The 18,381-nt window shown below is 34.9% G+C and carries 19 protein-coding genes; 15 read left to right on the top strand and 4 right to left on the bottom strand.

Annotated elements, in window-relative coordinates; translation table 11 throughout:
- The first annotated feature begins 12 nt into the window (after positions 1-12).
- The 8 genes from GMA17_RS08460 to rimO all read left to right on the top strand — a co-directional run bounded on the left by GMA17_RS08460 (position 13) and on the right by rimO (position 5,574).
- Entirely contained in the window at positions 13-624 is a 612-nt protein-coding gene (locus GMA17_RS08460; RefSeq protein WP_248395171.1) for a fumarylacetoacetate hydrolase family protein, read from the top strand.
- Positions 625-966 carry an Hpt domain-containing protein gene (locus tag GMA17_RS08455; protein WP_248395170.1) on the top strand — a complete coding sequence of 114 codons (342 nt, stop codon included), beginning with the start codon at positions 625-627 and terminating at the stop codon, positions 964-966.
- Positions 966-2,213, top strand: coding sequence for a competence/damage-inducible protein A (locus GMA17_RS08450; protein WP_248395169.1), 1,248 nt, complete (start codon positions 966-968; stop codon positions 2,211-2,213). The genes GMA17_RS08455 and GMA17_RS08450 overlap by 1 nt, the downstream gene beginning before the upstream one ends.
- A 101-nt stretch (positions 2,214-2,314) precedes the next feature.
- Positions 2,315-2,551 (top strand): 50S ribosomal protein L28, encoded by a 237-nt coding sequence (gene rpmB / locus GMA17_RS08445; protein WP_066250092.1) that lies wholly within the window; start codon positions 2,315-2,317, stop codon positions 2,549-2,551.
- Positions 2,552-2,577: 26 nt separating this feature from the next.
- Positions 2,578-2,760: a 50S ribosomal protein L33 gene (rpmG, locus tag GMA17_RS08440; protein ID WP_129016606.1), complete on the top strand. Its 183-nt coding sequence runs from the start codon at positions 2,578-2,580 to the stop codon at positions 2,758-2,760.
- Between the two features lie 123 nt (positions 2,761-2,883).
- Positions 2,884-3,036 (top strand): DUF4295 domain-containing protein, encoded by a 153-nt coding sequence (locus tag GMA17_RS08435; RefSeq protein WP_248395168.1) that lies wholly within the window; start codon positions 2,884-2,886, stop codon positions 3,034-3,036.
- A 145-nt stretch (positions 3,037-3,181) separates the two neighbouring features.
- Positions 3,182-4,135, top strand: coding sequence for a signal recognition particle-docking protein FtsY (ftsY, locus tag GMA17_RS08430; protein ID WP_248395167.1), 954 nt, complete (start codon positions 3,182-3,184; stop codon positions 4,133-4,135).
- 131 nt (positions 4,136-4,266) lie between these two features.
- Positions 4,267-5,574 carry a 30S ribosomal protein S12 methylthiotransferase RimO gene (rimO, locus tag GMA17_RS08425; RefSeq protein WP_248395166.1) on the top strand — a complete coding sequence of 436 codons (1,308 nt, stop codon included), beginning with the start codon at positions 4,267-4,269 and terminating at the stop codon, positions 5,572-5,574.
- Positions 5,575-5,587: 13 nt separating this feature from the next.
- On the opposite strand, the gene mgtE is transcribed toward rimO, so the two are convergent.
- From mgtE to GMA17_RS08405, 4 genes are all read right to left on the bottom strand, one after another.
- Complete coding sequence (gene mgtE, locus GMA17_RS08420) at positions 5,588-6,472, bottom strand: magnesium transporter (protein ID WP_248395165.1); 885 nt, start codon at positions 6,470-6,472, stop codon at positions 5,588-5,590.
- Positions 6,447-6,860, bottom strand: a complete 414-nt coding sequence (locus GMA17_RS08415; protein ID WP_248395164.1) for a magnesium transporter MgtE N-terminal domain-containing protein — start codon at positions 6,858-6,860, stop codon at positions 6,447-6,449. The genes mgtE and GMA17_RS08415 overlap by 26 nt, the downstream gene beginning before the upstream one ends.
- 177 nt (positions 6,861-7,037) lie before the next feature.
- Positions 7,038-8,306 (bottom strand): carboxypeptidase-like regulatory domain-containing protein, encoded by a 1,269-nt coding sequence (locus tag GMA17_RS08410; protein ID WP_248395163.1) that lies wholly within the window; start codon positions 8,304-8,306, stop codon positions 7,038-7,040.
- Positions 8,307-8,413: 107 nt separating this feature from the next.
- Complete coding sequence (locus GMA17_RS08405) at positions 8,414-8,995, bottom strand: tRNA-(ms[2]io[6]A)-hydroxylase (RefSeq protein WP_248395162.1); 582 nt, start codon at positions 8,993-8,995, stop codon at positions 8,414-8,416.
- 116 nt (positions 8,996-9,111) lie between these two features.
- Between GMA17_RS08405 and bshC the strand changes: the two genes are divergently transcribed.
- The 7 genes from bshC to GMA17_RS08370 all read left to right on the top strand — a co-directional run bounded on the left by bshC (position 9,112) and on the right by GMA17_RS08370 (position 18,253).
- Positions 9,112-10,716 carry a bacillithiol biosynthesis cysteine-adding enzyme BshC gene (gene bshC / locus GMA17_RS08400; RefSeq protein WP_248395161.1) on the top strand — a complete coding sequence of 535 codons (1,605 nt, stop codon included), beginning with the start codon at positions 9,112-9,114 and terminating at the stop codon, positions 10,714-10,716.
- 3 nt (positions 10,717-10,719) lie between these two features.
- Positions 10,720-12,090 (top strand): aminotransferase class V-fold PLP-dependent enzyme, encoded by a 1,371-nt coding sequence (locus tag GMA17_RS08395; RefSeq protein WP_248395160.1) that lies wholly within the window; start codon positions 10,720-10,722, stop codon positions 12,088-12,090.
- A 59-nt stretch (positions 12,091-12,149) separates the two neighbouring features.
- Positions 12,150-13,685 (top strand): glutamine-hydrolyzing GMP synthase, encoded by a 1,536-nt coding sequence (guaA, locus tag GMA17_RS08390; RefSeq protein ID WP_248395159.1) that lies wholly within the window; start codon positions 12,150-12,152, stop codon positions 13,683-13,685.
- Between the two features lie 174 nt (positions 13,686-13,859).
- On the top strand, positions 13,860-15,779 hold the full coding sequence (locus tag GMA17_RS08385; protein ID WP_248395158.1) for a LysM peptidoglycan-binding domain-containing protein: 1,920 nt from the start codon (positions 13,860-13,862) through the stop codon (positions 15,777-15,779).
- Between the two features lie 5 nt (positions 15,780-15,784).
- A complete protein-coding gene (locus tag GMA17_RS08380) occupies positions 15,785-16,186 on the top strand; it encodes an OsmC family protein (RefSeq protein WP_248395157.1) in 402 nt (133 codons plus the stop codon).
- 12 nt (positions 16,187-16,198) lie between these two features.
- A complete protein-coding gene (locus tag GMA17_RS08375) occupies positions 16,199-16,429 on the top strand; it encodes a DUF3820 family protein (protein WP_248395156.1) in 231 nt (76 codons plus the stop codon).
- Between the two features lie 183 nt (positions 16,430-16,612).
- Positions 16,613-18,253 carry a CTP synthase gene (locus GMA17_RS08370; RefSeq protein WP_248395155.1) on the top strand — a complete coding sequence of 547 codons (1,641 nt, stop codon included), beginning with the start codon at positions 16,613-16,615 and terminating at the stop codon, positions 18,251-18,253.
- Positions 18,254-18,381: the final 128 nt, after the last annotated feature.

The following is an 18,381-nucleotide window of genomic DNA, read 5'->3' as shown; positions in this document are numbered from 1 at the left end:
CATACAACATCAATGAAACTCATTTGTATTGGTCGGAATTACACCGAGCATATTAAAGAATTGGAAAACGAAAGACCCACAGACCCTGTGGTGTTTTTAAAACCCGATACCGCTATTTTATTAAAAAAACAGCCTTTTTTTATTCCTGATTTCGCTAATGATGTGCATCATGAGGTGGAAATTTTGGTGAAAATTAATAAAGTAGGAAAGCATATAAGTGAAAAATTTGCCCATAAATATTACAACGAAATAGGTTTAGGAATCGATTTTACAGCACGCGATTTGCAAGCCCAACTTAAAGAAAAAGGCTTGCCTTGGGAAAAAGCCAAAGCTTTTGATGGTGCAGCAGTAATTGGAAATTGGTTGCCAAAAACAGAGTTTAACGATATTAATAACTTAAACTTCAGTTTAAAAAAGAATGACCAATTGGTTCAAAACGGAAATACTAGTCACATGCTCTGGAAAATTGATGCGTTAATAGAATATGTCTCAAAATATTTCACTTTAAAGATTGGAGATATTATATTTACAGGAACGCCAGCGGGCGTTGGAAGGGTAGAGCCCAATGATCAATTACAAGGATACATAGAAAATCAACGGATGTTTTCAATAACAGTAAAATAAATGGAACAACATTATAAATTATTTCGAGTGCGCGAATTAGCTGATGGGGATGAGGACTTTGTAGCAACGCTAGCTGCTGCATTTTTAGAAGAGGTGCCAGAAGATTTAGAGAACCTAAAAGCAGCTGTTGCCAATAACGATTTCTATTCGGCATATCAAGCAGCCCACAAAATGAAACCTACAGTAGATTTATTTGAATTAGGTATTTTAGAAGACCTAATTGAGGTTCAGGATTGGGGTAAATTTGAAAAAGCAGATACAGATGTTTCGGTTAAATTGGCTATTGTAGTTGGAGCTGTAGAAAATACGGTTGCCGAAATGAAAGCAGATTTTAATCTATAATGCAAGCAGAAATAATTACCATTGGTGATGAGATTCTCATTGGCCAAATTGTTGATACGAATTCTGCCTTTATTAGTAAGGCACTCAATAAAATAGGTGTTTCTGTATATCAAATCACATCTGTTCAAGACGATTTAGCGCATATTACCAAATCTTTAAAAGAAGCAGAAGAAAATGCCGATATCATTATTATTACTGGCGGATTAGGGCCAACAAAAGATGATATTACCAAGCGTACTATTTGTGAATATTTTCAAGATACGTTGGTTCCAAGCGAAGCCGTTTTAGATAATATTAAACACATTTGGAAAACCTATATTAAAAAGCCTTTAGCTCAAGTTAATATAGATCAAGCTTTAGTGCCATCCAAAGCCAAAGTGTTGATGAACAAGTATGGTAGTGCTCCAGGTATGTGGATGGAACGTAACGGCAAAGTGTTTATTTCGCTTCCAGGTGTGCCTTATGAAATGAAAGCACTCATGGAAGATGAAGTTATTCCAAAGCTGCGAAAAACTTATAAATTTCCTTATATCAAGCATGTTACCTTGCTAACCTATGGTTTAGGTGAAAGTAATTTGGCCGAACGCATTGAAGCTTGGGAAGATAATCTACCTAGTTTTATAAAATTGGCCTATTTACCAGGATTAGGTCGTGTTCGTTTACGTTTGTCAGCAAAGGCATTCGATAAGCATTTGGTAGAAACCGAAATGGAAGCTCAAATAAAAGCGTTGCTTCCACAGATAGACGATATTTTTGTAGGTTTTGAAACCGATGATTCTATTGAAGCCATCATTGGGAAGCAATTAACCGCATTAAATAAAACCGTTAGTACAGCCGAAAGTTGTACAGGTGGTAAAATAGCACAGCTGTTCACCAAAAACGCAGGTGCTTCCAGGTATTTTAAAGGCAGCGTAGTGAGTTATGCTACCGAAGCTAAAAAGGATGTATTGCAAGTGCCAGAAGCCTTAATTAATGCGTATTCTGTGGTGAGTGCTCCAGTTGTTGAAGCCATGGCAAAACACGCTCGGGAATTATTTAAAACCGATTATGCTATTGCTACAACCGGAAATGCAGGACCGGACAAGGGAGATTCAGATGCCGAAGTAGGAACAGTTTTTATAGCTATTGCGACAAAGGACGAGGTGTATTCAGAAAAATTTGAGTTAGGAAACCACCGAACTAAAGTCATCATGAAAGCTGTAAATAAGGCATTTGAAATGTTACAGAAAGAAATTTTAAAAAAGTAACGATTTTAGTTTGTTGATAATATAAAGATTTACTAAATTTGCAGCCTGTTTTGAAACGTCTGTTTTGAAATAGTCGAAATAACACTTTTAAAGATAGAACAATGTCAAGAGTTTGTGAACTTACAGGAAAGAAGGCGATGGTTGGAAACAACGTGTCTCACGCAATGAACAAAACAAAGCGTAGATTTGATGCAAATCTAATTAAAAAACGTTTTTACCTTCCAGAAGAAGATAAGTGGGTAACCTTAAAAGTTGCTACATCAACATTAAAGACTATTAACAAAATCGGAATTACTGCTGCTTTAAAAGAAGCAAAGGCAAAAGGATTTATTAAGTAATAGGCTTATTATAAAAAAAGAGTACAATGGCAAAAAAAGGTAACAGAATACAGGTAATATTAGAGTGCACAGAGCACAAGGAGTCTGGACAAGCAGGAACTTCTAGGTATATTACAACGAAGAACAAAAAGAATACACCAGACAGAATGGAGATTAAGAAATTTAATCCAATTCTTAAGCGTATGACAGTTCATAAAGAAATTAAGTAATTAGAAATTTTTTAAACAAAATTTCAAATAATTCAAATTAGAAATTTTACGGAAGTAATATTTCAAGTAATACAAATTATGCATTTTTCACGGAAGTAAAAAATGTTTTAAAAGCATTTAAACATGGCAAAGAAATCAGTAGCATCATTACAAACAGGATCTAAAAGATTAACAAAAGCTATCAAAATGGTAAAATCTCCTAAAACGGGATCTTACATGTTTGTAGAATCTGTTATGGCTCCAGAATTTGTAAATGATTGGTTAGGGAAACAATAAGTTTACTAACGCTTTAAAATATTCAAGCTGCTTTCGTATATCGAAAGCAGCTTTTTGTTTTATCTTTATATGCGAATGACAAAAGTGCAGTCTATTAATTTTGGGCAAGACTTTTGGTAATCAATTTATATAGAAATTTACAACCATGAGTTTTTTTAAAAAAATATTTTCTTCAGAAAAAAAAGAAACCCTAGACAAAGGTTTAGAAAAATCTAAATCCTCGTTTTTAGGAAAGTTGAGTAAAGCCGTAGCTGGAAAATCGAAAGTGGACGATGAAGTTCTCGATAATCTAGAAGAAATCCTCGTTAGTAGTGATGTTGGTGTTAATACGACTTTGAAAGTTATAGAGCGTATTGAAGCGCGTGTTGCTAAAGATAAATATTTAGGAACCGCGGAATTAAATACCATTCTTCGCGAAGAAATTGCTGGACTTTTAAGTGAAACGAATTCAGGTGATGATATTGAATTTACCATTCCAGCAAACAAAAAACCGTATGTTTTAATGGTTGTTGGTGTAAATGGTGTTGGAAAAACAACGACTATTGGAAAACTAGCTTATCAATTTAAAAAGCAAGGTCATAATGTTGTTTTAGGTGCTGCAGATACGTTTAGAGCTGCTGCCATAGAGCAACTGCAGGTTTGGGCAGATCGTGTAGATGTGCCAATGGTAAGGCAAGACATGGGTTCGGATCCCGCTTCTGTGGCCTTTGATGCATTAGAATCTGGTGTAAAACAAAATGCTGATGTCATTATAATTGATACAGCCGGTCGTTTACATAATAAGGTCAATTTAATGAACGAGTTGACCAAAGTTAAACGCGTCATGCAAAAGGTTGTTGGCGATGCACCGCATGATGTGTTGTTGGTTTTAGATGGCTCAACGGGTCAAAATGCGTTTGAGCAAGCCAAACAATTTACAGCCGCTACCGAAGTCACATCATTAGCCGTTACCAAACTAGATGGAACCGCCAAAGGTGGTGTGGTTATTGGTATCTCCGATCAATTTAAAATTCCCGTTAAGTATATTGGTGTGGGTGAAGGCATTGAAGATTTGCAAGTATTTAATAAATATGAGTTTGTAGATTCGTTTTTTAAATAAATGGATTATAACTAAAGTAATAAAGACTTCAATTTAATTGAGGTCTTTTTGTTTATAAACATGTTGTATCTTTGCAGCCTGTAAAAAATAGGTATTAATTAAAGGTATTTCCGTTTTAGCGGAAAAGGGTTATGAGAACAAAGACACTTAAAAAGAATAAAATCAACGTAGTAACACTTGGCTGTAGTAAAAATGTTTACGACAGTGAAGTTTTAATGGGCCAGCTTAAAGCTAGTGGAAAAGACGTGGTTCATGAAGAGGAGGGAAATGTCGTTGTAATTAATACTTGCGGTTTTATTAATAATGCCAAAGAAGAAAGTGTGAATACTATTTTAGAATTCATGCAGAAAAAAGAAGCAGGTGAAGTGGATAAAGTTTTTGTTACCGGTTGTTTAAGTGAACGCTACAAGCCAGACTTAATGAAGGAAATTCCTAATGTTGATCAATATTTTGGAACAACAGAATTACCAGGTTTGCTAAAAGCACTGGGTGCTGATTATAAACATGAATTAATTGGTGAACGTTTAACAACTACACCAAAAAACTACGCCTATTTAAAAATTGCTGAAGGCTGTGATCGTCCATGTAGTTTTTGTGCTATTCCGCTTATGCGTGGAAAACATAAAAGTACGCCTATTGAAGATTTAGTGACCGAAGCTGAAAAATTAGCAGCTAATGGCGTTAAAGAATTAATACTTATTGCACAGGATTTAACCTATTACGGGCTTGATTTATATAAAAAACGAAATTTAGCTGAATTATTAGAAGCTTTAGTGAAGGTAGATGGTATTGAATGGATTCGTCTGCATTATGCTTTCCCAACGGGTTTCCCAATGGATGTGTTAGATGTAATGAAGCGGGAACCTAAAGTATGTAATTATTTAGATATACCACTTCAACATATTTCAGATGAAATTTTAAAAAGTATGCGTCGTGGTACAACCAATGAAAAAACGACTAAATTACTAAATGAATTTAGAAAAGCCGTTCCAGAAATGACCATTAGAACAACTTTAATTGTTGGTTACCCTGGTGAAACAGAAGCGCATTTTCAAGAATTAAAAGAGTGGGTTAAAGCCATGCGTTTTGAGCGTTTAGGTTGTTTTACCTATAGTCATGAGGAAAACACACATGCTTTTAATTTAGTGGATGATGTGCCGGAAGATGTAAAACAAGAGCGTGCCAATGAGATTATGGAAATTCAATCGCAAATTTCTTGGGAATTAAATCAGTCTAAAATTGGTGAAACCTTTAAGGTTGTTATTGATAGAAAAGAAGGTGAATATTTTGTAGGTCGAACAGAGTATGATTCGCCAGACGTGGATAACGAAGTTTTAATCAACGCTTCAAAAACATACTTAAAAACAGGTGAGTTTGCAACTGTGACAATTACAGAAGCAGCCGATTTTGATTTGTATGCAGAGGTTATTGTGTCATAAAGGGCCATTTTTATTAAAACTCTAATAAACTAGAGGCTAAAGAAAAATATATTAAAACCCCACATATATCTGCAAGTGACGTTACTAAAGGCGCACTTGCCGTAGCTGCATCTATTTTTAGTTTTGTAAATATAAAAGGAAGTAATAGCCCAATAATACTTCCAAGCATGACATTTAAAACCATGGCTATACAGACCACAACAATAACATCTGGTGCTCTAAAACTTGCCACAGCAGCAATACTAATAGCCATAGTTATACCTAACATAAAGGATACTAATAGTTCTCTGCCAATTAATTTGTACCAATCAGAAATTTGAATTTGACCTAAAGCTAAATAGCGAATCATGAGTGTGGCCGATTGCGACCCAGCATTTCCGCCGCTATCTATTAACAATGGTAAAAAGAAAACTAGTGCAACAAAGGACTGAATAACGTCTTCAAAATTTTCTAAAGCCGCGCCTGAAAATATATTCATAAATACCAGAAGCACCAACCAGACAATTCTGTTTTTATATAAATTGAATATGCGTTCCTTCAAAGGGTTTTTACTCACGTTTTGTATGGATCCGAACTTATGAAAATCTTCTGTAGATTCTTCTTCAATTACATCCATAATATCGTCAAAGGTTACAATGCCCAAAAGCACACCCTCCTCACTCAATACTGGCAAAGCAACCCGGTCGTAATTTTTAAAAACAGAAATGGCCGTTTCTTGGTCATCTAGCGCGTTTAAGGATGCAAACCGTTCATTAATTAGATTCTTTACAAGATCATTTGGATTTGCTAGAATTAATTCTTTAATGGTTATATCATCAATAAGTTTCCAATGCGAGTCAATTATATAAATAACATTAAGCGTTTCAGAATCTTTACCATGTTGTCTTATTATGAGCAAAAGCTTCTTCCACAGTAAAGTAATCTTTGATGGCAACAAATTCCGGGGTCATCATTCGGCCAATACTATCCTTGGGATAACTTAAAAGTTGATTTGTAATTTTCTGTTCTTCCGGCGACAGTTTTTCAATAAGTCGCTGCGCAATATCACCGGGTAATTCTTCAAAAAACGCTGTTCTATCATCGGGATTTATATCCGTTAAAAGTCGCGTTAGTTTTTGGGAGTTTTCTGCCAAACCCTGAATAATTATTTCCTGTTCGGAATGCGGAAGAATTTTAAAAACACCTTTCGCCTGTTGCCTAGAAAGTAACCGGAATAAAATTATTTTATTAGCTTTATGGGTTTCTTCTACCAAATTAGCAGCTTCTAGCGCGTCGAAATTTTTCATAGAACGCTTTAATGAGCGCCATTTTTTTTCTTTAATAAGTTGTAAAAGTTCTGTTTTAGTCGCGCGCATAGTTGTTTGTTGCAATGGGTTTATGCCATTAATCCTGATTTCCTTTTGAACGACTTTAGTTGAATTTAGTCATTTTTAAGAAATAATTTTAATAGAAAGAACACGAATTTACGATTTGTCCAATTGCTTTTGAATTTTCTTAATGGCAGATTCAATAGATTTTTCAGGTTCTATAATATTATACTGTCCCCAAAATTCCGTATCCAGAAAACCTGAAGCTTCATCAATTAAAATGCTTGAAGGTTTTAAAATACCAGATTTGTTTTCAGGTCTGGAATACCGTTTATCGGCATAGTTCCAATTGGTAATGGCCATTTCACTATTTAAAGTATACTGGTTATTAAATAATCGTCCTTTCCAATTTACCTTAAAAGTTAGTAAAATATTACTGTAGCTGTAATACCATTTTCCATTGCTACTACGGTAGTTTACACGGTAATTGGCTTCAACTGGATACACTTTAACACGTCTAGGTTTCCGTTTCACAAATAATTCGCTAGCCATATCTTGGTTTTCTACATTCAAACTATAAATAGCGCTAGTCAGCGCATAGTTATTAGATTCTATATAAAGTTTACCATAATAAAGCGGAATTTGTAATTCGGGCTTTTGTTTAAAATTAACAACATAAACCAGCTGGTCGTTTATTATAGTTGAGCTATCAAAAGAAAAATCATAATGAATTAAATTATCTTTATTAAAGATATATTGTGGGTACTTCATAATATCCACATACAAATTGTTAAAAGGACCACCTTGAAGTTTGAAAGCCAGGGTGTCAAGTTTAGAGTAATTAGTTGTTTTCCTAACTTTTATAACTTCAACAGCATCCTGTCTATTCGTGCTGTTTGGTTGCTTATAAATGGAAACAACGGCTTCGGATAAGGACGCGTTTTGACGTCTTTTTTTTATGGTTTCTCTGTAAAAACCTGTCATTTCTAAACCAGATTCTATATAATTTTCTTCTTTTCGCTCTAACATTAAGCGCACTAATATTTCTGCACTTTTTGGTCTGGAAATATTAACTTCATCCAAAGGTGTAAATGTTGGGTCTAGAGAAATGGTGCTATTGCTTATAATTGTAGAAATTGGAATTTTCTTTTCGGCATAGCCTAAATAGGTAATGGAGATGGAACGGTTTATGTAATCTGAAGGTAACTTTAACAGGTAATTACCTTCTGTATTGGAAATAGTTGCCATATTAGAATTGGAAACTAATAAATCTGCAAACACCAGAGGGTCATTCGTTTTGCTATCAATAATTTTTCCGGTTATTTCTACTATAGAATCGTTTGCTATCTGTGAAAATCCTGAAACAAACATTCCAAACATCAGAAGAAAACTGAAATAATACTTGAGAAATACTAATCTTTTCATAGCTTAAAAATTATGAGATAAAAGTTACTGAAAAATCATGAAACCGACTAGTGTTGGGGGTTGATATATTTTAATTTCGTATAATCCATTCCAAATATAATCCACAATTATCCATGAATGGTTTCCGATTTTCCGTAGTTCTGAATCACTTCTGCTTCAAAGTCAATAAGTTCTTTCCAGCGCTTATCCACATCCACATCTTGGCCGTATTTTCTAGCAAAACCTATAAATAAGGTGTAATGTCCTGCTTCACTAATCATTAATTCATGATAAAATTTAGCCAATTCATGATCATTAATGTTTTGAGATAACACTTTAAAACGCTCGCAACTTCTAGCCTCAATCATTGCAGAAAACAAAAGTCTGTCTACCATTGCTTGAATGCGACTACCGCCTTTATTCATAAATTTATAAAGCTCGTTTACGTAACTGTCTTTACGCTCACGACCCAATTTGTAACCACGCTTTTTTATAATGTCATGAACCATTTCAAAATGTTCCAACTCCTCTTTTGCCAAAGCTAATAATTCCGTTACCAAATCCGTATATTCCGAATTAAGCGTAATAATGGTAATTGCATTTGTAGCTGCTTTTTGTTCACACCACGCATGATCGGTTAATATTTCTTCCAAATTTGATTCTGCAATATCCACCCAACGTGGGTCTGTAGCTAATTTTAATCCTAACATAAATTCATTTTTGGTAAATATAAGCAATCTTTCTAGTGCTTGTCTGTATATATTTTAAGTTATTTTTAAGACTAGAAAACGTATCTTTACTTTTTTAAAAATAGCAACACCTAACTATGCCAACCCACTGTATTCCGTTTAGAGACACCAACTATTTTTCGCCATTAATATGTGATTATTTAGATGAAAAATCTACTTTAAAACCTTTCTATAATAGGTTTCCAAAACTAGAAAATTTTCAAGATCAGATTGCCGAAAAAAAAGCGTCTTTTAGTAAAACCTCACGATCGGTTTTGGTAGCTAGTTTAAATAAACAATATAAAAACACAAAAACATCTCCGCAAACGCTTAAAAATATTGATGCTTTACAAAACGAAAACACTTTTACGGTTACAACAGGACATCAGTTAAATATTTTTACGGGGCCACTTTATTTCTTCTATAAAATTATTTCGACTATTAATTTATGTAAAGAATTAAAAGCAGCAAATCCTAATTATCATTTTGTGCCTATTTATTGGATGGCAACGGAAGATCATGATTTTGAAGAAATTAATTACTTCAATTTTGATGGCAAAAAAGTATCCTGGAACCGAAAGGCTTCTGGTCCAGTTGGCGAATTAGATTTAGAAGGTTTTAAATCCGTTTTCGAAGTGTTTTCCAAGCAACTTCCTAAAAGTAAAAATAGTGATAAATTAATCGAGCTTTTTCAGAATAGCTATTTGGAAAATAATAACCTTACTGAAGCCACACGTTACTTGGTAAACCACTTATTTGCAGAATTTGGATTGGTTATTATAGACGGAAATGATAAAAGTTTAAAGAATGCGTTCATTCCATATATAAAAGAAGAACTTATTAATCAGTCTTCTTTTGAAAACGTTTCGAAAACTAATGAAAAGCTAAACTCACTATCAGAAAACTATAAAATTCAAGTTAATCCACGTGAGATTAATCTGTTCTATATTAAATTTGGTTTGCGTGAACGCATTGTAGAAATTGATGGTATTTATCAGGTTTTAGAAACAGAAATTTCATGGAATAAAAAGCAACTACTAGAAGAGGTTGAAAATTATCCGGAGCGCTTTAGTCCAAATGTTATTTTAAGACCCGTATTTCAAGAAGTGGTGTTGCCAAATCTCTGCTATATTGGAGGAGGAGGTGAATTGGCCTATTGGTTTCAATTGAAGTCAAACTTTGAAGCTCAGAATATTCCGTTTCCTATGTTATTATTGCGGAATTCGGTGTTATTAACGACTAACAAACAGCAAGAAAAATTAGAAAAACTAGGGCTAGAAAATAAAGATCTGTTTTTAAAGCAGTCGGATTTATTAACGAAAGTAACCAAAGACATTTCAAAAATCAAAATCGATTTCTCGGAACAAAAAGACCATCTTAAAAAACAGTTTGAAGATTTATATCAGTTGGCCGAACAAACCGATAAATCCTTTAAAGGTGCTGTTTCGGCTCAAGAAACAAAACAAATAAATGGATTAGAACATTTAGAAAAACGCCTGCTAAAAGCACAAAAACGAAAGCAATCGGATGTTTTACAGCGTGTTAAGAGTATGCAAAATGAATTATTTCCAAACCAAAGTTTGCAAGAGCGTCAAACCAATTTTTCTACCTTTTATTTAGAGTTTGGAGACCAATTAATTCAACAGTTAATGGTAAATTTGCAACCGTTGAAAAACGAGTTTATAATATTAAATTTAGAGTAATTCATGCATAAAATTGATATGGAGCTTATTGAAATGACATTAGATGTCATGAAATATGCTATTGGTAGAATTTCATCTACCGAACACCCAATAGGGAAGCCTAAAAAATACGAAGAATTAAAAGCTATTGTTGGCGAAACCGTAACAGAAAAAGGTGTTGGTGGTGAGTACGCTTTCAATTTATGGAAAGAGCATTTGTCCAAAGCTAATGTACCAGTAGATCATCCAAGAAATTTAGCTTTTGTTCCAGCCTCACCAACACGAGCAGCCATTATGTTCGATTTGGTAACGTCAGCTTCTAGTATTCACGGGGCGTATTGGATGGAAGGTGCTGGTGGTATTTTCTGCGAAAATGAAGCTATGTCTTGGATTGTTTCTTTAACTGGTTTGCCAGAAAGAGCATTTGGAGTATTTACAAGTGGTGGTACTGCAGCTAACTTATCGGCAATTGTTACAGCACGTGAATTTTGGCGTCGCGATGACACCTACAAGCGTGAAAAAGGTTTAATCATTACATCTATTGGAGCACATTCGTCTATTAAGGCCATGGCAAAAGTAGCTGATGTGGATATTTTATTGGTGGATACAGAAGAACGATTAACCGGTGATGATTTACGAAAAACCATTGATGGTTTAAACTTTCACCAACGCAAACGGTTATTTGCGGTTGTGGCAACTGGGGGAACAACCAATGCTGGAATTATTGATGATTTGGACGGTATTGCCCATGTTTGTGAGCAAGAAAACTTATGGTTTCATGTAGATGCCGCTTATGGCGGTGGTGCCTTAGCAGCCGATTCGGTAAGACATTTGTTTAATGGTATTGAACGTGCAGATAGTATTACAATAGATCCGCATAAATGGATGTTTTCACCTTATGATTGTGGTGCTGTTATTTATAAAGAACCAGAACTGGCTAAAGAAGCACATTCCCAACAAGGATCTTATTTAGATATTTTTAAAGATGAAGGTGCGCATGGGTTTAACCCAACGGATTATCAAATTCAATTAACACGTCGCGTCCGTGGTTTACCTTTATGGTTTTCCTTGGCTACACATGGAACAGATCGTTATAAAAAATCTGTTGAACGTGGTTTGGAATTGGCCCAGCTTGCAGGGAAAATGATTGAGGAAAACCCAAATGTAGAATTGGTAAGAGCGCCAAGTTTGTCATGTGTATTATACAGACGTATTGGTTGGAAACCGGAAGATTATACGAATTGGACCTATGATAATCATGAAAAAGGCTTTGCATTAGTAACGCCCACGAAATGGAAAAATGGAGATGAATATGAAACAGTTTCCCGTTTTTGCTTTATCAATCCGGATACAACCGAAAAAGATATTCAGCTTATTTTAGAATCCATGAATTAATTATTCAAAAAAGTACAACTCATAAATAGCTATTCATAAATCAATTGTTATTTTTGCACATGCAACACAACAACGTATTAATATTAGATTTCGGTTCGCAATACACACAACTAATTGCGCGTCGCGTTAGAGAACTCAACATTTACTGTGAGATTCATCCGTATAACAAAATTCCAAACAATTTAGAAACCTATAAAGCGGTTATTCTTTCAGGAAGTCCAAATTCTGTAAGAGGTGAGGCGGTTTTACATCCCGATTTAAAACATATTCGTGGTGAAAAACCTTTATTAGCCGTTTGTTATGGTGCGCAATATCTAGCGCATTTTTCAGGAGGCGAAGTCGCACCTTCCAACACACGTGAATATGGTCGTGCTCATCTATCGTTTATAAAGGAAAAGGAAGATTTCTTTCACAATATTTACCAAGGTAGTCAAGTTTGGATGAGTCATAGCGATACCATTAAAACACTTCCAAAAAATGGCATTTTATTAGCCAGCACGGAAGATGTTGAAAATGCAGCTTACAAAATTGAAGGCGAACAAACCTATGCCATTCAATTTCACCCAGAAGTATACCATTCCAAGGACGGAAAACAATTACTAGAAAACTTTTTAGTTCATATAGCGCAAGTAGAACAAGATTGGACGCCACAGTCGTTTGTAGAAGAAACCGTTGAAGATCTACAAAACAAATTAGGAAATGATCGGGTTGTTCTAGGGTTATCAGGAGGGGTAGATTCATCGGTTGCCGCTATGTTATTGCATAAAGCTATTGGAAAAAACCTCTACTGTATTTTCGTAAATAATGGGCTGTTACGTAAAAATGAGTTTCAAGATGTGTTGGATCAATACAAGGACATGGGGCTTAACGTAAAAGGCGTAGATGCTTCGGCACGTTTTTTGGATGCACTAGCGGGAAAAAGCGATCCCGAAGAAAAACGTAAAGCCATTGGTCGTGTGTTCATTGAAGTTTTTGATGATGAAGCTCATGAAATTTCTGATGTAAAATGGTTAGCTCAAGGCACTATTTATCCGGATGTTATTGAAAGTGTTTCGGCAACAGGAGGCCCAAGTGCCACGATTAAAAGTCACCACAATGTTGGTGGATTGCCCGATTTTATGAAACTTAAAATTGTGGAACCCTTGAAAGCTTTATTTAAAGATGAAGTCCGTCGTGTAGGTGCTTCCATGGATATGGATAAAAATTTATTGGGGCGTCATCCGTTTCCAGGGCCTGGATTGGCTATTCGTATTCTAGGAGATATTACAGCTGAAAAAGTACGTATATTACAAGAGGTTGATGCGGTTTTTATTGGTAACCTTAAAAAGTGGAATCTCTATGATAGCGTTTGGCAAGCCGGTGCTATTTTGTTGCCTGTCAATAGCGTTGGTGTAATGGGTGATGAGCGTACATACGAAAAATGTGTCGCCTTAAGAGCCGTAGAAAGTACCGATGGTATGACAGCCGATTGGGTAAATTTACCTTATGAGTTTTTACAAAAAACATCAAACGAGATAATAAATAAAGTAAAAGGCGTTAATAGAGTAGTGTATGATATTAGTTCTAAACCACCAGCAACCATTGAGTGGGAATAAACGAAATGTGCTATCGCGTTATTTTTAAGGAACTAAAAAATGATATCGTGAAGTTGGGCGTTACCACAAGGGTCGCGCTTTACACTTAAATCTTTTTATATCGCTTATATTTATAAAAAAGAATAAAAAGGATAACGTTGCAATCGCTAACGCAACGCAGAACGTATATAGATTATGAAGAAATTATTTTGCATTTTAAGCATCCTAATACTATTTGGCTGTGGCTCCACATCGCAAGCACAAAATTATAAAACACATAAGGTAAAACCTGGTGAAACCATAGAGGCTATTGCCAGACAATATCAGCTAACGCCTTTTGATATTTACGCTTTAAACCCGGATGCCAAAAAGGAATTAAAAACCAATGCGGTTTTAATTATTCCAAATAAAAAAATAAATCAATCAGCACCACATGCCGCTATTGAAAAGGAGTTAACAGGATTTAAAACTCATAAAGTAAAGCGTAGAGAAACATTATACAGCTTATCTAAAGAGTATGGTGTGGAACAAGACGAAATAAAAAAACACAACACCTTTTTATATGCCAACAACCTACGTAAAGGCGATGAAATAAAAATACCTGTTTATAAAAAAGTGTTTACAGTTTCTCAACCAGAAGAAACAGCCAAAACCTATACCGTTTTACCAAAAGAAGGAAAATGGCGTATTGCATATAAATTTGGAATAACAGTTGCTGAATTGGAGGCTTTAAATCCTGGAATGAGTCCTATTTTACAAGAAGGCGAAGTTATTAATGTGCCAAATATTGGTAATACAGAAGAGAAGCCCGTAGATAATCAATATTCATATTATGAGGTTTTGCCTAAAGAAGGTTTTTACCGTCTGAAAGTGAAATTAGGTTTGGAGCAAAGTCAATTGGAAACGTTAAATCCAGAATTAATTGAAAGCGGACTGAAAGTAGGGATGATTTTAAAAGTCCCTTTCAATGCCACTATTGAAGATGAAAACATAAAATTAGAAAGCACGGATTTAACAAATTCTATTTCAAGTTACAAACAGAAACATATAGCTATCATGTTGCCGTTTAAACTAAATCGTGTCAATGTAGATTCCGTTGCTGATGCGAAAGCACAAATTAAAAAAGACCCATTTTTAAATACCTCATTAGATTTTTATTCGGGTGTGGTTGTAGCTTTAGATTCTCTTAAAAAAATAGGCGTTAATTTAAAAGTAGATGTTTATGATACTAAAAATATGGTTAGTGAAGTATCAACCATATTAAACGAAAATAATTTTGATGAGGTTCATGCCGTTATAGGGCCATTAATGTCTGGAACGTTTGAAAAAGTTTCTTCCCAATTACAAAGTCGAAATATCCCGCTAATTTCGCCTAATTTAAAGGATTTAAAACTTTCAGATCATGTTTTTCAAACCATGCCTTCGGAAGATTTATTAAAAGATAAAATTGTAAATTACGTAAAGAAAGATTCTTCAATTAGTCAAATTATCATTATTGCCGATCAAAGTCGCGTAAAAGTTTCTAACGATTTAAAAACGCATTTCCCAACAGCTTCTCAAATCTATTCTCGAAAAGATAAAGAACAAAAGGATGCATTTTATATTTATGATACCGATATTATTTCAAAGCTTAAACCTGGTAAAAATATGGTGTTTTTAGAAACCTCTAATCCCGGATTCGTATCCAATGTAACGAGTAAATTGAATTCTTTGATTTCTAAAGACCGAAAAATTATTTTAGCAACCACGGAAATGGGAAGTGCCTTTGAAGATGATGAGGTTTCAAATTATCACTTATCTAATTTGCAATTAACATTTCCAACCATTGCAAAAACGTATAATGAAGATGATAATAATAGTTTTGCTAATAATTATGTCAAGCGGTTTGGTGTAACACCTAATAAAATTGCCGTGCGTGGTTTCGATTTAACAATGGACGTGGTATTGCGTTTGGTAAATTACGATACTCTTTATGAGTCTGTAAATCAGGCCCCTTTAACGGAATATGTTGAAAATAAATTCGCCTATAAAAAGAAATTATTTGGAGGTTATTTTAATAATACGGTGTATTTGGTAAAGTATGAAGATTTAAAAATCGTAGAGATAAAACAGTAATAATTATGACAGCAACCGTAATGTATTTAGGCGAATTACGCACAGAAAACACCCACGTAAAATCAGGAAACACCTTTGTTACGGATGCGCCCGTTGATAATAATGGCAAAGGCGAAGCATTTTCGCCAACCGATACAGTTGCTACTGGACTGGCAAATTGCATGATGACGGTTATGGGAATAAAAGCCCAAGATATGAATTATGAAATGGCAGGAACCCAAGCAGAAGTAACAAAAACGATGGCTTCCAATCCACGTCGTATTTCAAAAATTGAAATTGTTTTTAGTTTTCCAGAGTTAGCTAGTATAAAAACCCGTAAAATTTTAGAACATACGGCTAATACTTGTCCTGTGCTTTACAGTTTACATCCTGATATAGAAAAAGTTGTATCATTCAACTGGAAATAAAACCCACTAATCATGGAACCAGACAGAGAGTTTCTTATAAAACTCGCGCATACTAAAATGCCTTATGGCAAATATAAGGATCGGTATTTAATAGATTTACCCGAATATTATATAGTTTGGTATCATAATAAAGGATTTCCGACCGGTAAATTAGGCGAGATGCTACAGTCCGTTTACGAACTAAAATTAAATGGATTGGAAGAATTAATCCATAACATTAAACGCAATTTCCCGAAGCGATAGTTTTCAGTCCCGATAGCTATCGGAATCAGTTAAAACTTTGCGCCTTTCCACCTTCCTAACGGTAGCTAGGCAACAAACATCTCCGCAACTTATTTCCTCTTCAATTTCATTTCAAAATAAACTCCGAAACACCCAAACTATTAAACTTAATATTGTAAATTTGCAGGCGTTTAACAGCGCAACATGACAACTACAACAAAATACATATTTGTAACAGGAGGTGTAACATCTTCTCTCGGTAAAGGCATTATAGCAGCCTCATTGGCGAAACTCTTGCAAGCTCAAGGATACCGGACAACCATTCAGAAATTAGACCCGTATATTAATATAGATCCAGGAACATTAAATCCGTACGAGCATGGCGAATGTTATGTAACGGATGATGGTGCAGAAACCGATTTGGATTTAGGTCATTACGAGCGTTTTTTAAACGTACCAACTAGCCAAGCAAATAACGTTACAACAGGACGCATTTATCAAAGCGTTATAGATAAAGAACGTCGTGGGGAATTTTTAGGAAAAACGGTTCAAGTTATTCCTCATATTACCGACGAAATTAAGGAACGCGTTCAAAAGCTGGGTAATTCTGGTAATTTTGATATTGTGATTACGGAAATAGGTGGAACAGTAGGTGATATTGAATCCTTACCATACATTGAAGCCGTGAGACAGTTACGTTGGGATTTAGGGGAAAAGAATGGTTTAGTTATTCATTTAACCTTGGTGCCGTATTTATCGGCTGCTGGCGAGCTGAAAACAAAACCAACCCAACACAGTGTTAAAACGTTAATGGAAAGTGGTGTAATGGCAGATATTCTTGTTTGCCGTACAGAGCATGAACTCCCAATGGATTTACGGAGAAAATTAGCGTTGTTTTGTAATGTTCGTGAAGAAGCCGTTATCCAATCTATTGATGCCTCTACTATTTATGATGTGCCTAATTTAATGCTGAAGCAAGGTTTAGATACCGTTGTTTTGAAAAAATTAGGATTGGAAAGTCACGCGCCAGATTTAACCCGTTGGAATGAATTTTTAACACGACTAAAAAACCCTAAAACCGAAGTTACTATCGGTTTAATTGGGAAATATGTGGAGCTACAGGATTCGTATAAATCCATATTAGAAGCCTTTATTCATGCAGGTGCCGAAAATGAAGTTAAAGTTCATGTAGAACCTATTCATTCAGAATATTTAAATGCAGATAATATCCACGCAAAACTATCACATTTGAATGGTATTTTAGTAGCGCCTGGTTTTGGTGAACGTGGTATTGAAGGAAAAATTGATGCTGTAAAGTATGTGCGTGAAAACAACATGCCATTTTTTGGAATTTGTTTAGGGATGCAAATGGCAGTCATTGAATTTGGTAGAAATGTGATGAATTTAAAAGATGCCAATTCAACAGAAATGGATCCTAAAACTACAAATCCCGTAATTGGATTAATGGAGTCGCAAAAGGATGTCACGGAAAAGGGTGGTACCATGCGTTTAGGTGCTTGGACTTGTAATTTGAAAGCCAATAGTATTGCGCATAAGGTGTATAAATCTAATTCTATAGAGGAACGCCATAGACATCGTTATGAATTTAACAACACATATAAAGAACAGATTGAGGCTGCAGGAATGGTGGCTACAGGAATAAACCCGGAAACCAACTTGGTTGAAATTGTAGAAATTCCAGAACACCCTTGGTTTGTTGGTGTGCAATATCACCCAGAATATAAAAGTACGGTTGCTAATCCGCATCCACTTTTTGTGGCTTTTGTTAAAGCAGCTTTAAAACATAAAAACAAGAATAAAAGTGCCACTATGGCACAAAAATAATTTTGGATAGTTTTTTGTGAACAGCATAAAACTATTTATTTGATAATTTTTTATACGTGTCCTATTTGAAATATATCGATTTAACGCATTGGTTTGCCATCGGTAGTTTTAAAACGACAACCAATTTA

Source organism: Bizionia sp. M204 (assembly GCF_023205095.1).
Taxonomy (GTDB): Bacteria; Bacteroidota; Bacteroidia; order Flavobacteriales; family Flavobacteriaceae; genus Algorimicrobium; species Algorimicrobium hallyeonense.
The sequence above is the reverse complement of the archived record's forward strand: the minus strand, read 5'-3'. Positions and strand labels throughout refer to the sequence as shown.

Excerpts from the sequence above, each read along its gene's own strand:
- GMA17_RS08410 (WP_248395163.1), bottom strand. The coding sequence starts at position 8,306 with ATGAAAAGATTAGTATTTCTCAAGTATTATTTCAGTTTTCTTCTGATG.
- GMA17_RS08380 (WP_248395157.1), top strand. The coding sequence starts at position 15,785 with ATGACAGCAACCGTAATGTATTTAGGCGAATTACGCACAGAAAACACC.
- GMA17_RS08405 (WP_248395162.1), bottom strand. The coding sequence starts at position 8,995 with ATGTTAGGATTAAAATTAGCTACAGACCCACGTTGGGTGGATATTGCA.
- GMA17_RS08395 (WP_248395160.1), top strand. The coding sequence starts at position 10,720 with ATGCATAAAATTGATATGGAGCTTATTGAAATGACATTAGATGTCATG.
- guaA (WP_248395159.1), top strand. The coding sequence starts at position 12,150 with ATGCAACACAACAACGTATTAATATTAGATTTCGGTTCGCAATACACA.
- GMA17_RS08370 (WP_248395155.1), top strand. The coding sequence starts at position 16,613 with ATGACAACTACAACAAAATACATATTTGTAACAGGAGGTGTAACATCT.
- bshC (WP_248395161.1), top strand. The coding sequence starts at position 9,112 with ATGCCAACCCACTGTATTCCGTTTAGAGACACCAACTATTTTTCGCCA.
- GMA17_RS08450 (WP_248395169.1), top strand. The coding sequence starts at position 966 with ATGCAAGCAGAAATAATTACCATTGGTGATGAGATTCTCATTGGCCAA.
- rimO (WP_248395166.1), top strand. The coding sequence starts at position 4,267 with ATGAGAACAAAGACACTTAAAAAGAATAAAATCAACGTAGTAACACTT.
- GMA17_RS08455 (WP_248395170.1), top strand. The coding sequence starts at position 625 with ATGGAACAACATTATAAATTATTTCGAGTGCGCGAATTAGCTGATGGG.
- GMA17_RS08375 (WP_248395156.1), top strand. The coding sequence starts at position 16,199 with ATGGAACCAGACAGAGAGTTTCTTATAAAACTCGCGCATACTAAAATG.
- rpmG (WP_129016606.1), top strand. The coding sequence starts at position 2,578 with ATGGCAAAAAAAGGTAACAGAATACAGGTAATATTAGAGTGCACAGAG.
- ftsY (WP_248395167.1), top strand. The coding sequence starts at position 3,182 with ATGAGTTTTTTTAAAAAAATATTTTCTTCAGAAAAAAAAGAAACCCTA.
- GMA17_RS08460 (WP_248395171.1), top strand. The coding sequence starts at position 13 with ATGAAACTCATTTGTATTGGTCGGAATTACACCGAGCATATTAAAGAA.
- GMA17_RS08385 (WP_248395158.1), top strand. The coding sequence starts at position 13,860 with ATGAAGAAATTATTTTGCATTTTAAGCATCCTAATACTATTTGGCTGT.
- rpmB (WP_066250092.1), top strand. The coding sequence starts at position 2,315 with ATGTCAAGAGTTTGTGAACTTACAGGAAAGAAGGCGATGGTTGGAAAC.
- GMA17_RS08435 (WP_248395168.1), top strand. The coding sequence starts at position 2,884 with ATGGCAAAGAAATCAGTAGCATCATTACAAACAGGATCTAAAAGATTA.
- GMA17_RS08415 (WP_248395164.1), bottom strand. The coding sequence starts at position 6,860 with ATGAAAAATTTCGACGCGCTAGAAGCTGCTAATTTGGTAGAAGAAACC.